The 15,059-nt window shown below is 57.2% G+C and carries 14 protein-coding genes; 10 read left to right on the plus strand and 4 right to left on the minus strand.

The features are described from left to right. Positions 1-83: 83 nt before the first annotated feature. Positions 84-776, minus strand: coding sequence for a hypothetical protein (locus FIV00_RS28405; protein WP_152503844.1), 693 nt, complete (start codon positions 774-776; stop codon positions 84-86). Positions 777-973: 197 nt separating this feature from the next. Between FIV00_RS28405 and FIV00_RS28410 the strand changes: the two genes are divergently transcribed. The 5 genes from FIV00_RS28410 (at position 974) to FIV00_RS28430 (ending at position 7,630) form a co-directional block, all read left to right on the plus strand. Beyond that, positions 974-1,570, plus strand: a complete 597-nt coding sequence (locus tag FIV00_RS28410; protein WP_152503845.1) for an ImuA family protein — start codon at positions 974-976, stop codon at positions 1,568-1,570. A 7-nt stretch (positions 1,571-1,577) separates the two neighbouring features. Beyond that, positions 1,578-2,990: a DNA polymerase Y family protein gene (locus FIV00_RS28415; protein ID WP_247649308.1), complete on the plus strand. Its 1,413-nt coding sequence runs from the start codon at positions 1,578-1,580 to the stop codon at positions 2,988-2,990. Next, positions 2,990-6,388, plus strand: a complete 3,399-nt coding sequence (locus FIV00_RS28420) for an error-prone DNA polymerase (protein ID WP_152503846.1) — start codon at positions 2,990-2,992, stop codon at positions 6,386-6,388. The genes FIV00_RS28415 and FIV00_RS28420 overlap by 1 nt, the downstream gene beginning before the upstream one ends. Positions 6,389-6,497: 109 nt before the next feature. Further along, positions 6,498-7,031 (plus strand): dihydrofolate reductase family protein, encoded by a 534-nt coding sequence (locus FIV00_RS28425; protein WP_152503847.1) that lies wholly within the window; start codon positions 6,498-6,500, stop codon positions 7,029-7,031. 2 nt (positions 7,032-7,033) lie between these two features. After that, positions 7,034-7,630, plus strand: a complete 597-nt coding sequence (locus FIV00_RS28430) for a TetR/AcrR family transcriptional regulator (RefSeq protein ID WP_152503848.1) — start codon at positions 7,034-7,036, stop codon at positions 7,628-7,630. Here FIV00_RS28430 and FIV00_RS28435 read toward each other — a convergent pair. Continuing rightward, complete coding sequence (locus tag FIV00_RS28435; protein ID WP_152503849.1) at positions 7,624-8,031, minus strand: hypothetical protein; 408 nt, start codon at positions 8,029-8,031, stop codon at positions 7,624-7,626. The genes FIV00_RS28430 and FIV00_RS28435 overlap by 7 nt on opposite strands. A gap of 234 nt (positions 8,032-8,265) precedes the next feature. On the opposite strand from FIV00_RS28435, the gene FIV00_RS28440 reads away from it, so the two are divergent. Further along, positions 8,266-9,189 (plus strand): hypothetical protein, encoded by a 924-nt coding sequence (locus FIV00_RS28440; RefSeq protein WP_152503850.1) that lies wholly within the window; start codon positions 8,266-8,268, stop codon positions 9,187-9,189. A gap of 118 nt (positions 9,190-9,307) precedes the next feature. Then, positions 9,308-10,396 (plus strand): enolase C-terminal domain-like protein, encoded by a 1,089-nt coding sequence (locus FIV00_RS28445; RefSeq protein WP_152503851.1) that lies wholly within the window; start codon positions 9,308-9,310, stop codon positions 10,394-10,396. A 13-nt stretch (positions 10,397-10,409) separates the two neighbouring features. Here the strand turns inward: FIV00_RS28445 and FIV00_RS28450 are convergent, their stop codons facing one another. Continuing rightward, a complete protein-coding gene (locus tag FIV00_RS28450; protein ID WP_152503852.1) occupies positions 10,410-10,799 on the minus strand; it encodes a tautomerase family protein in 390 nt (129 codons plus the stop codon). 103 nt (positions 10,800-10,902) lie between these two features. On the opposite strand from FIV00_RS28450, the gene FIV00_RS28455 reads away from it, so the two are divergent. Beyond that, positions 10,903-11,790, plus strand: a complete 888-nt coding sequence (locus FIV00_RS28455; RefSeq protein ID WP_152503853.1) for a LysR family transcriptional regulator — start codon at positions 10,903-10,905, stop codon at positions 11,788-11,790. A 37-nt stretch (positions 11,791-11,827) separates the two neighbouring features. Here the strand turns inward: FIV00_RS28455 and FIV00_RS28460 are convergent, their stop codons facing one another. After that, positions 11,828-12,529: a Crp/Fnr family transcriptional regulator gene (locus FIV00_RS28460; RefSeq protein WP_152503854.1), complete on the minus strand. Its 702-nt coding sequence runs from the start codon at positions 12,527-12,529 to the stop codon at positions 11,828-11,830. Between the two features lie 227 nt (positions 12,530-12,756). Between FIV00_RS28460 and FIV00_RS28465 the strand changes: the two genes are divergently transcribed. Together FIV00_RS28465 and FIV00_RS28470 are read left to right on the plus strand one after the other, a co-directional pair. Further along, complete coding sequence (locus FIV00_RS28465) at positions 12,757-13,170, plus strand: FecR family protein (protein WP_209006744.1); 414 nt, start codon at positions 12,757-12,759, stop codon at positions 13,168-13,170. Beyond that, complete coding sequence (locus FIV00_RS28470; RefSeq protein WP_152503855.1) at positions 13,167-15,026, plus strand: CHASE2 domain-containing protein; 1,860 nt, start codon at positions 13,167-13,169, stop codon at positions 15,024-15,026. Before FIV00_RS28465 ends, FIV00_RS28470 begins: the two co-directional genes overlap by 4 nt. Positions 15,027-15,059: the final 33 nt, after the last annotated feature.

A 15,059-nucleotide genomic window follows, 5' to 3' on the forward strand; every position in this document is an offset into this window, starting at 1 on the left:
CAGAAATTTGGGCGAATGCGCGATTCCCCTGAGGCATTCAACACCTGTCAGGCAGCTCACTGGTCGTAAGCCTTTTTGAGCCCTCAGGCGTCCTGACCGAAGATCCGTTTCTTGGTGCTGGAGGATGAATGCAACAGCTTGTTGTAGATATAATGCTTGCTTCGTTTTTCCAAAAACCGAAACGCGTATTCAACGCGACCTTTCAGGCTTCTGCTGACTTGCGGACCCGAGGTCAGGTACCTGCGGATGCGTCCCTCATCACAGAGCCGATCCACCCATAGCTTTTCCGCATCCCAGTCATGAGTGTGCTGTTTGCCCTGATGGGTAAACCCGAACAGATGGATCTCCACTTCGGGCATGACATCCAGAATCTCCGCGATGATGGACGCCCCGGTCGTCGGGTTGCTTCGTTCAAACGGATCAAATTCCTTGAGGTGACCACGTGCTTTGGTTATCGGGCCGAACCCCAGATGGGACTGTTTGCACTCCTTGGTGAAGAGCCAGTCGACGTCCCCATTTTCCCGGATATCATTCACCCAGACTTCAGGCGCACGATGCAATGCGACAGGATTTATCCGCTTGCTCATATAGACGCGTGCGCGGTTGAGCAGCAATGCATCGACCCGTTCGCCTGCCGCGCCGCAAGCCGGAGCGCTGTTGAACCGCAGTACAAAATCGGCCTTGTCGATCATATCTGCGTCGGCCTTCGAAACAGGCCCGTTTCCGACGATGGAAATCGTTTTGATCCCGCGCTTCTTCAAGTCGCTTATTGGCATGAAATCTTCCTGAATGCTGCACCGGGCCGTATAGCAATCCGATTCTCAACCGGCAACGGCTGTTTGCGGTCCGGCCGAGTGGCCATGGCACGGACACATGGCCAGAACACACTGCATCACGGCCTTTTCGACAACACGGTTCCGCAAACGAATGGCATCCGCTAAGCTGAATTCATTGTTCGTTGACCTGGCACAGCATGACCCTGCCCTTCTCTTCTGTCTTTCCGTTGAAAAAAGCGCGTGCGCATGAAATCTGCGGCGACAGCGCTTTGGTTTTTGCCGCATCAAGTGCCGGACTTTCGACAGGCACTGTTGTCTGGATTTCCGAAAACTGGCGTCCGACGATCAACCCGGAAGGCCTGTCTCCTTTCTGTGACCCGGGCAAACTGCTTCTGACCCGTGCCGACAGCCAGCTGAATGTTCTGGCCAGCGCCGAAACGGCACTACGGTCCGGTGCCGCCGGGCTTGTCGTGGCAGAACTTTCCAGCACCATCGGGCTGACGGAAGGGCGCAGACTGCAGCTGGCGGCGGAAGCCGGAAGAACGACCGCACTGCTCATCATTCCGGATGGCGCGGGAAGCAATGCGGCAGAAACCCGCTGGCGCTGCACCGGCGTCCCGGCTGGACAACCACAGCCTGGCCCCGCCTATGGCACCCCTCGTCAAAAGGACCATGACTCGACTCATTGGCGTTGGTCGCTTATAAAGAACAAAATAGGAACATTGTCAGAATGGATTGTCCGTTGGGATGCAGCGACGCATCGTATCATTGTGGTTTCCGAGGCTGGCAGCTGAGCGCTCCTTGCGCGCTCAGCCTGTCGATGCGCCTTTTGCTCTGACCCTGTTCGATCGAAATTCAGAACGCATTTACGACCTGTGTCCCCGTGCCGAAGCTGCGGGTCTCAACCGCGGCATGACGCTTGTTCATGCGCGCAGCTTCTGTCCCGGACTTCTGACCCGTCCGGCTGATCCTGTGACCGATCAGCGTTTCCTCCGCCTGCTGGCCCGGTGGGCGGTGCGTTACTGCCCCTGGGTCGGTCTTGACGGTCGGGACGGACTTTTTCTCGACATAACCGGATCGGCGCATTTGCTTGGCGGAGAGGCTCCGCTTCTGGACGACATAAAAAGCCGCCTGATCCGCGCCGGCCTGACCGCAAGGCTTGGCCTAGCTGGCACACCGGGCACAGCGTGGGCCATGTCCCACTTTGCCGAAGGCATTGCTGACGATGGTGAGAACCTTGCCCGTATCGGCCCGCTGCCACTCTCTGCCCTGCGCCTGCCCGATCAGACCTGCACCAGCCTTGAGCGCCTCGGCATAGCAACCGTGTCGGAGCTCTATAATCTGCCACGGGCAACCGTTGCCAGACGTTACGATCCGGAGGTTCTGCGCCGCCTTGACCAGGCGCTCGGCGATATCCCGGAACAGATCTCACCCCTGAAGGACGAGATCAGCTTTGCCGTACGCATCACCCTGCCTGACCCGATCGGGCTTCTGGATGATGTCATGGCAGCGGCCCGGCGATTGATCGATCATCTGTGTGCCCGGCTGGACATTGCCCAGAAGGGCGCGCGCATGCTCAAGATCACCTTCCGCAGAGTGGATCAGGAGAACCAGTCGGTAGAACTGAAGCTTGCCCGGCCGATGCGGGATGGCGACCGCATACTTGCACTTTTCGAGCGGGGCGTCAGCGCCGTCGATGCGGGATACGGCATCGACATGATCCGGTTGGAAGCGGTGGAGGTCGAAGAGCTCGGCATGCGCCAGCTGGACCGGGCCGAAGGCCGGGAAAAGGACAGTCTGGCGGATCTCATCACCCAGCTCGGCAACAGGGTGGGCCTGGAGAATATCCAGCGGTTTCACCCCGTCGACAGTCATATTCCCGAACGCAGCTTCAAACTTGTCCCGGCAGCCTATTCCAGCCCGGCGCCTGCCTGGCCTGCCCAACGTCCACGCCCCTTGCGCCTGTTTCCCCCAGAACCGATTTCAGGGGCCGGGTTCGAGCCGCCGCGCCGCTTCCGCTGGCGGGGCCGGTCCCTGAGCACCGCAGAGGCTGAGGGGCCGGAACGGATCACACCGGCGTGGTGGGAAAACGATCAGGACTGGGCGCATGGCCTGCGCGACTACTGGCGCGTGGCCACTTTCCAGGGCCAGCGCCTGTGGTTGTTCCACACGCCGCAACACCCGGCCTGGTTCGTGCAAGGGGAGTTCGGCTGATGACCGCACCGATCCTTGCCGACGCCGTCTTTCCCGAACCGGCCCGCTATGCGGAGCTGTGCGTCACATCCAATTTTTCCTTTTTGCGCGGAGCTTCCCACCCGGAGGAACTGGTAACGCGCGCCGCAGCCCTTGGGCTGGACGCAATTGCCATTACCGACCGCAATTCACTGGCAGGCGTGGTGCGTGCCTTTTCCGCACTCAAGGAAATCCGGCGGACGGCGGAGGAAGGTATCCAGATCCGGTCCCATTCGCAGATCGATTCCTCCTCCCGGCAGGAGACCAACACCACACCACCGCTCGCCGTCGCACTTGCCAAAAGGCTGCCACGGCTGATTGTCGGAGCACGGCTGGTGCTGCAGGACAGCCCTGTGGAATGGGTGGCCCTGCCAACGGACCGCACTGCCTATGAACGGCTCAGCCAGCTTCTGACACTTGGCAAGCGCCGAGCCGAAAAGGGTGACTGCCACCTGAACCATGCCGACCTTCTGGCGGCCGTGGCCGGTCTGATCCTGATTGCCCTGCCCCGGCCTTCCATGACGGCATGTGCCCCACAGGCCGATATTTGCAAGACGGCACGTGCGCATATCCGCGCGCTGCGCCAGGAAGCGCCCGGCCATATTTTTCTGGGAGCGGCGCCGCGCTATGACGGCACCGACCAAGCCTGGTTCCGCACCTGTGCCCAGGCGGCCCATTCACTGGCAGCACCCATGATCGCCGTCGGTGACGTGCTGATGCATCACGCCGGGCGGCGACGGCTGGCCGATGTCCTGACATGCCTGCGGGAAGGCTGCACCATCGATCAGATCGGAACAAAGGCTCTGCCCAATGGCGAACGGCGGCTGAAGGCGCCCGAAGATATGGGCCGGCTTTACCGTCACCATCCGGCGGCGTTGCGCCGAACCCTTGAAATCGCCACACGCTGCAGCTTTGACCTTGCCGAACTTTCCTACGAGTACCCGGATGAGATCGCGGATGGCGAAAGTCCGCAGGAACGGCTGGAACGGCTCACTTACAAGGGCCTTCAAAACCGTTATCCGGCCGGCGTACCCGAGCACGCCAGGGCACTTGCGGAAAAGGAACTGAAGCTGATCCGGAAGCTTGATTTCCCTGCCTATTTCCTGACCGTTCACGACATCATCCAGTTTGCCCGCAGCCGTCATATCCTTTGCCAGGGACGCGGTTCGGCCGCCAATTCGATCATCTGTTATGCGCTTGGCATTACCGATGTGGGACCGGAGACAATCACCATGGTCTCCGAACGGTTCATTTCCGAACACCGCGGCGAGCCGCCGGATATCGACGTCGATTTCGAGCATGAACGTCGGGAAGAGGTGATCCAGTATGTTTATGAAAAATACGGTCGTCACCGTGCCGGGCTCTGCGCCACGGTGATCCATTTCCGGACCCGCGCCGCGATCCGCGAGGTGGGCAAGGTCATGGGGTTGAACGCGGATGTCACAGCCGCCCTTTCCGGCCAGATCTGGGGCAGCTCCAATTCCGGGCCGGAAGAAACGCGGATGAAGGAGATCGGTCTTGATCTGAGCAATCCGCGCATTTGCCAGACGATCGAGCTGATCAAGGAGATCATCGGTTTTCCGCGTCACCTCAGCCAGCATGTCGGCGGCTTTGTGATCACGCAGGGACGCCTAGACGCGCTTTGCCCGATCGAGAATGCCGCCATGGAAAACCGGACCGTCATTGAATGGGACAAGGACGATATCGACGCCCTCGGCATCCTGAAGGTAGACATGCTCAGTCTCGGCATGCTGACCTGCATTCGCAAGTGTTTCGAGCTGCTCGACACGCACCACGGACGGCAGTTGACCCTCGGCTCGGTGCCGCAAGGCGATACGACAACCTATGACATGCTGTGCAAGGCCGATGCGATCGGCGTTTTCCAGGTGGAAAGCCGGGCGCAAATGAACTTTTTGCCGCGCATGCGTCCCCGTGAATTCTACGATCTTGTCATTGAAGTTGCGATTGTCCGGCCTGGCCCGATCCAGGGTGGCATGGTGCATCCCTATATCAACCGGCGTCAGGGCAAGGAAAAGGTCAGCTTCCCCTCCAAAGCGCTGGAAGAGGTTCTGGGCAAGACGCTCGGCGTGCCGCTTTTTCAGGAACAGGCGATGCAGATCGCCGTGGTTGCCGCCGGCTTCACACCGTCGGAAGCCGACAAGCTGCGCCGGTCCATGGCCACGTTCCGGCGTATGGGCACAATCGGCCAGCTGAAAGACAAATTCATATCCGGCATGCTGGAACGTGGCTATGAGCTGGAGTTTGCCCAGAACTGTTTCAGCCAGATCGAGGGGTTCGGCGAATACGGCTTTCCGGAAAGCCACGCAGCCGCCTTTGCCATGCTCGCTTATGTCTCGGCCTATCTGAAATGTCATTTCCCGGCTGAATTCGCCTGCGCATTGCTCAACTCCCAGCCGATGGGTTTTTATGCCCCGGCACAGATCGTGCGCGATGCCCGCGAGCACCAGGTGGAGGTGCGCCCCATTTGCGTCAACACCAGCGCCTGGGACAACACGCTGGAGCGGCGCAGCGATGGTGCGCTCGCCCTGAGACTGGGCTTCCGTCAGATCAAGGGACTTCGCGAAGAGGACGCCGACTGGATCGTTGCCGCGCGCGGCAACGGCTATCCGGACACCGAAACCCTGTGGCTTCGAACCGGCGTGCCGCCCGCCACGCTGGAGCGTCTGGCCGAGGCCGACGCCTTTTCCGGCATGGGCCTCAGCCGTCGGGCCGCACTCTGGCAGGTAAAGACAATCCGCAGCCCCAAACCGCTGCCCCTCTTCAACGACCCGATCGACGGCGAGGCGATCTTCGAACCGGATGTGCTGCTGCCGGCCATGCATCTGGGCCAAGAGGTGGTGGAGGATTATCTGTCGACCCGTCTGACACTGCGCGCTCATCCGATGGAGTTGCTGCGCCCGCATATTCCACGCCTGACCCCGCATGACCGGTTGCCCGTGCTCTCCCCCCGCGAGGCGCGTCATGTTTCGGTCTGCGGCCTCGTCATCACCCGCCAGCGCCCAGGCACGGCTTCAGGTGTGATCTTCTTGACGCTGGAGGACGAAACGGGTGTTTCCAACGTGGTCGTCTGGCCGAAAATGTATGAAAAATATCGCGCCGCCGTCATCGGCGGGCGGCTCTTGAAAGTAACTGGCCGTCTGGAGCGCGAAGGCATTGTCGTCCATCTGATCGCTGATCATATCGAAGACCGCTCCCGTGATCTCGCTCTTCTCGGCCATCCCAGTGACAATGCGCTGGGGCAAACGACACCCAAAACCGACGACGTGCCTGCGCACCTCAAATCAGACGCACCGAAACCAAGAGCCATGCACCCGCGCGACCAGGCCAAACGCCTGTTTCCGAGCCGGGATTTTCACTAAGACACGCTTGCAAAGACCCACCATCCAAGCCTGTACCAACGCACTCTTCAGGCTTGATTGACAGTTGAAACTGGCATTTATTATACACTGTATAAAAATGGAGAGTTGAATGCCAACCGGACACACAATGATGGCCATGAGCCTGGATGGTTTCGTCGCGCGAAAAGACCACACGCTAGACTGGTTGATGAAGCTCGACACTGAAGGTGAAGAGCACGGATTTGCCGACTTTCAAGAGGGCATCGATGTCATCGTCATGGGTACAGGCTCGTTCAGAACGGTTCTGAGCTTCGGTGAATGGCCCTATCAAAAACCGGTGGTGGTTCTGAGCAGAACCATGCGCGAAGAGGACATTCCCGACCACATAAAGGGCAAGGTTGAATTCAGCCAATTGTCACCTGACGAACTGATGTCTCATCTGGGTGAGCGTGGCATATCGCGGGTCTATGTCGACGGAGGCGCAATCATCCATTCATTCCTGCGCGCCGGCCACATCGCCGATATGAGAGTTGCGGTAGCACCCGTACTCATTGGCGACGGCATTCGCATGTTTGGAGACCTAACCAAGGACATTGATCTGTTTCTTGAAGAGGTGAGCCAGTTCCAGTCCGGCCTGGTCCAAATGCGGTACAGGGTGATCTGACAATGGTCCGGAAAAAGACCCCGGGTCGCCCGTCAAAAGGGGCTGATGCGTTGTCCAGAAAACATATCATTGCCGTTGCAGCGCCGCTCCTGCAGCAAAAAGGTCTCGAAGCTGTGTCATTTCGGCGTTTGGCGGAAAACCTCGGCGTGAGTGCGATGGCAATCAAATACCATATGGGCAGCCAGCGGGAGCTGCTGTTCGCATTGGTAGAGCACAGTTTCAGGGACACGTTGGGCACGATCAAAGGAAAAAGTCCTGCCGAGCGTCTCCGCCATGTGCTTTCCATGTACTGTACCCGTGCCCTGGAACACCCGAATGCAGTCCGTTGTATCCTGAACGACGCTTCGCTCATGAGTCAGGAAATCGTTGAGATTACTGAAGAAATAAGAAAATGCACTCAACTCTTGAACAATGGCGACCCGAAGGACGTCATGCTCAACCTGCTGGTAGATTACACGCACGGTTTCGTCTTTTCAGCGGTCGCAACTGGCTCCGACACTTGCCTCACGCAGGAAGACTACCTGCGCAGCATCGACTGGACGCTATCACTGTGCCGGGACCGGAAGATTTCGACACCATCTTCAAGCCGGCACTACTGAGTTGAAATGCGATGATAGATCAAAGGGCGATCGTCATCGGTGGCACCGAAGCGGACGATGCCCGTCTGTTCATCACGAACCAGGAACCTGTCCCTGATGTCGAAGGGCTCACCGCCTTCGCAAACTGCGCGCGAATTGAAACGGTGAAGCTTGCCCTCGTCGGTCAGACGACCTTCAGCCACAATCCAGCCTTTTCCGTTTTCGCAAAGAGAGAACACCGAAGGAACCACACGGATATCAAACTCACCCGGCCCCTTGATAGCAATCGACAAATAGTCAATGGAGCCATCGAGGGCATCAAGTCCCTTGTAAAGCCCCACCCAATCCGCATCGTCCGCTACAGCGGAACCGGTCAGAACAGTCAGCCCTAGAAAGGCGGAGGTGAGCAATCGATTGAACATGTTTCAATCCCTTCGTGCGTCTCAATTGCGATCACGATAGTCGGTGACCACGAAGAAAATCACGGATTGCAACAATCCGTCAAAACATCCGCTAAGGCCTTGAAGAACAGATGCCAGGCCTTTCCGTCTGCGAGCGATACATCGCATGCAAAAAAGTATTGCTATCTGCTGGCATTTCATTGGCGTGTGACTTATGAGTGAGCAAATGCTCATTATTGTCTTGAAAGGCTCGTCATGCGCGCTTCATCCATCCTGCTTTCCATAGCGCTTCTCTTCAGCTTGGCCTATCCGGCTGCCGCGCAGCTGACTGAAGAGCAAATCCGCAACGGTTTCAAAGACCACGCGGCGATGGCCCAGTATTATCGTTGGTATCAGTATTACGAGCGCCCGGATGGCGGCGTTGCCAACGCGCTGGATATCCTCAGCAAGGACGTGACGATCACGTCCGGTCTGGGCACCGCGAACGGTCAAGAGGAATACAAGGAACGCGTGGCAAAGCTTCCGGCAACCTGGAAGAACGCACACCATGTTCAATCTGCTGAGATCACCCACGGCGAGGATGGCAATTTGACGCTTGCGGCGCAGATCATCTATCAGAACCAGGGCATGCTACCCGATGGGGCCGTTCGACAGGCCGACCTGAGCTACACCGTTGAAATGGTGCCTGGCGAAGATGTGCTTCCGCTTCTATCCAATGTTCTGATCGAACAGGACAGCGATACCACCGTCAAAAGCTTTCAAGATGCCTATGCCGAGAACCGGCTGCGCAGCCTTGTTCACTATTGGCTCGCCCTGATCGAGGACCCCTCTCGCAACCCGGAGCCCGTTCAAGAAATTCTTGCAGATGACTTCTCACTGAATTTCTCAAGTGGTTCCATCACCGACTTTGACGGTTTCAAAGCTTGGCTTGCCGGTCCAGCGTCGCAGGTCGCTGCCAGCACTCACGTCATTTCCAACTTCGCGGTCGAAGATCTTGGTGCGGAAGACTACGCGATCACGATGGACTTCGATTGGGCAGGCATAACGCCTGATGGTGTCGAACTCGTCGCCAAGACACGCCATACCTGGCGAGCAACCAACGACGTAGAAGAACGGTTTGCACGCATAAAATCCGTCGATGTGGAAGTGCTCGAACCCTTTCGACCACGTGGAAACTGATCTCGCCAAACAGTGCGGATTGCCAAAAGAGGGCCCGTGTGAAAAAGGTCTGACACATGGACTGTCGGACCTGTCGACGTCCTAGACAAATCAAACCCGGGCTTTCTATTGTGCCGGTATGACAACCGAGCAGCACCCCAAGATAATCAGCAGCCGCATTCGTGCGGTCATGGCTCCCCTGGCACTCCCGCACAAGACGGCATCCGGCACACTGGAAGCTGCCCCCTTGGTCCTGATCGACATATCCAGGAATGACGGGATCACCGGATCGGCGTATCTATTTTCCTATACGCCGGTCGCACTTGAACCGCTTGCCCTTTTGACCAAGAACCTGATCAATGGCCTTGTAGGCGAGAGTTCGGACCCAGCAACCGTGAATGCGCTGCTTGATCAACGCGCCCGGTTGCTCGGAAATCAGGGCCTGCTGGCAATGGCAATCAGCGGTATCGACATGGCGCTGTGGGACGCCGACGCCAAGCGGGCGGAGAAGCCCTTGTGCAAGTTGCTGGGCCAAGGATGCAAACCCGTCCGCGTTTATGACAGCCTTGGCCAGATGCCACCGGAGGAGACTGCCCGGGAAGTCGAAGCGTCTCTTGAACGCGGGTTTCGCGCATTCAAGATCAAGGCCGGACACCCTGATCCACAAGTTGATGCTGCCGTTGTGCGCGCGATCCGAAACGTCGCCGGCAACGATGTCTGGATCGCGGCGGACTTCAATCAGGCGTTCGATGTCGACGAAGCCATCCAGCGCATGAAGATACTCGACGATGAAGGCCTTGCCTGGATCGAGGAACCGGTTCATGCCACCGACTATCTGGGGCATGCCGTTGTTCGCTCCAACATCCGCACGCCCGTTCAAACAGGTGAAAACTGGTGGGGAATTGCCGATATGCAAAAGTCGGTTGCCGCGAAGGCTTCAGACTTTGCGATGCCGGATGCCATGAAAATCGGCGGCGTGACCGGTTGGCGCCGGGCAAGCCAACTTGCACAAGATGCATCGTTGCCGGTTGCAAGCCATCTGTTTGTCGAGATCTCGTCCCATCTTCTGAACGCGACGCCAACCGCCATGATCCTGGAATGGTTCGACATTGCCGGAACGCTTGTCGCGAACACGCCCACCATCCGAGACGGCCATGCGCTCCCGTCTTCGGAGCCGGGCATCGGCATTATTTGGGACGAGTACGCTATTTCGAGCATTTCAGGGTAGCGCGCATTGCCTGTTAAAGCTGCAAGACCGACTTCACGGATCCTGCGCTGCTGAACGACCAGTCGATCGGCTGGTTTTCCAGAAGATAGATAATGGAATTATCGGGCTTTAAACCAATATCGCCAAGACGCTGCCTGACATCGCGGTAAAGCGCTTCTTTCTGATCGTCTGTGCGTCCGCCAAGCAGCGCGATCTCGATAATGATTGTTTCGTCCGGGTCACGTAAGCCCAAAAATGAAGGATGAAGAATAACGTCTTGCGGCGGGTAGCGCGTCACAAGGCAGAAAAAGTCGTCCGGGTTCACCGCACACGTTTCCACCAGACTGTCATGAAGTAACCGATTGATGCTGTGGCAGATCGTTGACGGCAGTTCCTGCGGGACGTGGATTTTATTCATCGGCATCTGAGCCCCTTCCTCTTTGATTGAAGTTCTAGGTCACGTTATTCTTGATTTTTTGTTGGAAATAGATCGATTCTAGCAAAGATAAATTGCCTGAAAGTTTGGAATGGCCACACATCTAGCACCCGAAATTGCAACATTCGTGCGCGTAATTGACCTGGGATCATTTGCTTCGGTCGCCGACGAACGGGGACTGACATCTTCCGGTATATCCCGCACTGTTTCGAGGCTTGAAGCATCACTGGGGTTCAAGCTGTTACACCGGTCAACCAGGCGCTTGACATTGACACCGGAAGGCGAAGTGTTTCTTCGACATGCACGCAACATTCTTGCAATGCTCGAAGCGGCACGGTCGGACATTTCAAAGGAAACCGAATTCGCCCGCGGCCACCTGAAAATCAACAGCGGCTCAGCTTTCGCCCATCACAAGCTGGCACCGATCCTGCCCACATTTAACGAGGTTTATCCAGATATCACGGTCGAAGTCTCAATCGACGATCGACGTGTGGACCCCTTTGCTGAGCATTCCGACATCACGATCCGTGTTGGCGCCTTGACCGATAGCGATCTCGTTGCTGTCCGACTGGGAACCGTATCAAGGGTGATCGCGGCCAGCCCCGCCTATCTGAAAAAACACGGGCAACCGACTTCAGCGGCGGACTTGCTTTCGCACAATTGCCTGCTTTTAAGGGGCTTCCCTCACCAATCGGTGTGGCCGTTCCGGGAAAATGGCGAACTGATCGACATTGAAGTTGCCGGTACCTTCACCTCAGACAGTGCAGAAATGCTGCTGCAGGCGGCAATTGCGGGTCTCGGGATCGTGAGGTTGGGAGACTTTCTGGGAGAAGAAGCTCTCAAGTCCGGCAAATTGTTTCCAATTCTTCGCGCAAGTCACATCGAAAATGCACAAGCTATTACCGCTCTGATGCCACCGGGACGCCAATCCCTTCCACGCGTCCGGGCGATGCTCGATTTCCTGAAGGCGAAAACCTGATGTCTTCCGATCTTGTGCAGTCAGAACTCCTTGCGCGTTAGAATTCGTCGGCAAGCGCCTCCAGCCTGTCTCGATCCTTGATGACCAGCCAGCCATCTCGCAGCGAAATCAGGCCGGCTTTTTGCCATTTGCCGAGGCAGCGATTGACGCTTTCACGCGTGTTGCCAATCATGCTTGCCAGTTCCGACTGGGATTGGGAAAGCTTTTGAAGCGGACGGTCGCTTGACCCTGGAGCTGTTGTCGTCAACCTGAGCAGAAGCTTGGAGAGGCGAACTTGCGTATCCAAAAACGCGACCTCGATCATACGTTCGTCGGACCGGCGCACGCGTTGACACAGAAGTTCGATCAAACGGATCGAGAGTGTTGGATTTCGGCTCAGGACGTCCAGGAACGACCGGCGTTCAAGCACCACAAGCGCACAATTTGTGAGCGCATCGACATTTGCCGAACGTCCGCCTCCGTCCAGCATCGCAATCTCTCCAAAGACCTCGCCGGTCTGCAGGTCATTCAAGGTTATGTCCCTGTCGCCGGGTGTCATCATCGAAACGCGTACGGAGCCTTCGGCGATCGCCATCATGCTCATGCCAGGTTCGCCCATGGCGAATATTTTCTGCCCCGCCTCATAACGCTTCACATAAGAAAACTCAGCCAGTTCCTTTCTGGCATGGCTGTCAAGCGCTTCAAAAACAAAGCTTTTACCGAGCAGCTTTTCCTTGTTAAATTCGTTAGATGCATTCATGGTTTTTTTCTCAAAGGGCATGATGCGCACGACATTTCTGGGAATGTCCGTGACTTGTTGAACGACAGCTCTAGGTGCCTTTGGGCAAATTGGAGCACGACTTGAACGTTCCATTTAGGACATCGATGATGAAAAAGTATGTCACTCTAGCCCTATTCTCCATTCTAATTGCTCTCACAAGTACTTTTTCAAACGCACAATCTCTGATTGGGTGTACGCGGACAGACTTGGCTGACCCCGCCCGGGTTGTCTATCAGTGTCAGGGTGGTGTCGTACTGGAAGCAGAGGCAGCAGCAGCCCTCGGGGTGATCAAATCAGACCCTGATCAACGCCCTTCCGAGGTTGAGGTCGATTCCGATGCCGTTCTGATCGAGGTTGCCCCTGCAGGTGGTCCTTTTCAAATTCGCACACCACACGCAATCGCTGCGGTCAGAGGCACGGTCTATGTTGTCGATGTTACTGCAGAAGGTACATCCGTCTTTGTCAGCGAAGGCGAGGTCGCAGTTTTCCGCGAAGCCGGCGGTGAAGAGGTGACGTTGACCGCTGGTGACGGTGTTGATGTTCGAAACGGCGAACCGCTTGTGGTTCGGCAATGGCCTGAACGGCGGGTACGTGCATTGCTCAATCGCTTTGGCCGATGAAGCCGAAGCTTTCCCGATGGATCTTGCTGACTGCACTTGCCGCCGGCCTGATTTGGTCGGGTCTGCTTGCCTTTATTCATCTGACCGGCAGCGCAAGCATCCTCGACCGGTTTGAAACAGTTTTTCTTGATCTGAAGATTGTCGTTGCGGGCGAACGATCCCCGCCCTCCGAAGTGGTAATCGTTGCCATTGACGATCAGACCGTCAGCAGAGAAGGGCAATTTCCATTGCCACGAAACCGGCTGGCCGACCTCATCGGCGCGATTGAGACAGCCGGAGCAAAGGCGATTGCAATCGACATCCTGCTGCCAACCACATCAGACAGTTCGCATGACACCGATCTGGGTGAAGCCCTCAAGAACTTTCCCTCTGTCATCGCTGCGGTTGGCAGCCTCGAAGATGCGCTGCCGCTTGAGAGCAGCGTTCCTGTTGTTGAAACCGTAATGGTGCCCGCAGCACGCGTCTCCAGGTTTTCAGAAACGGGATTGGCCAATATCGTCACCGACACCGGGGGCACGCCGCGCCATATTCCGCATCTTTTTTTGACACCCGAAGGTTTGAAGCCATCCTTCAGCTTGCAGGCATACAGCCAGTTCAAAGGCGAGCCTCATACCTTTGCAGCAAACGGTGTGCGCATCGGGGATCAATTTAGAGCGACCGACCTTGGATGGCATATGCCCCTCAATTACTATGGTCCGGCAGGCACAATCCCGACGCTCAGCGCCACGGTACTTATGGAGAACGGTTCAACTCCCGAGGTGCGCCTGCGGGACAGGCTGGTCGTCCTCGGCGTCACAGCGACCGCGGTCGGAGACCGGTTCAGCACACCGTTTGATCCCGTCTTGCCTGGCGTTGAAATCCAGGCGACAGGGCTTGCCAACCTTCTCGATCAAAGCGCTCTCATACGGGGGCCTGAGACCAGAAGCCTCGATGGTTTGGCCGCTGTCAGTATTACACTTCTCGGTCTTCTCGCGGTCGCTTATTTCTCGTTGGCACAGGCCTCATTCATCTATTTGGTGCTTCTGACCGTGTGGCTGGTCTTCACAGCGGCAGCATTTACGCACGGGCACTGGCTCAACAGCGCCCTGCCCTTGGCAGCAAGCCTACCGCCTGTTGCCGGACTGATCTTTGTACGTCAAATCTTGGACCGCAGATGGGCCCGGCAACACCAGATCGCAAAGCAGGAGCTTGCCAGGTTTCATGCACCAAAACTGGCAGAACGCATTGCCGGGGATCCCGCGTTTCTTCTGAAGCCCAGGGAACAGATGGTTGCAGTTCTGTTCATCGACCTGTCTGGATATACGGGTCTTAGCGAACAGCTGGGGCCTGCCGCAACCCGGGACTTCCTGAAAGAATTCCATACGGTCGTCGTCAATGTCGCGTCCGCAAATAGTGGTGTCGTCCTTGATTTCATGGGCGACGGTGCGATGCTCGGATTCGGCATCCCGGATCCGGCCTCAAGCGATCCTTTGAATGCCTGCAGGTGCGCTTTTCAGCTCGTCGAACAGGTGCACGACTGGCTCGCGTTTAAATCGTCAATGTCGAAAGGGTGCCGGCTCCGTGTCGGCGGGCATGTCGGGCAAGCTGTTCTTTCCCGCCTCGGACACGAACAGCAACAGCAGATCACCGCGACAGGTGATTGTGTGAACGTGGCCAGTCGGTTGCTGGAAGTGGCGAAACATCATGGCGCTCTGGTTGCGCTCTCGTCCGACCTCATTGCAGCCGCGGAGAATATTTCTCCAAAGTCCTTGACGGTACCAAGGCGCGAGACGGAGGACATTCGAGGCCGGCAAAAATCGCTCAACGTCGGCCTCTGGAAATCACACGAAGTCCTGCTGAGTTCCAAACGGCTTTGAGTGTCCAGTCAATGTGTAGACAGCCGTGCAGTA

Source organism: Labrenzia sp. THAF82 (genome assembly GCF_009363435.1).
Lineage (GTDB): Bacteria > Pseudomonadota > Alphaproteobacteria > Rhizobiales > Stappiaceae > Roseibium > Roseibium porphyridii.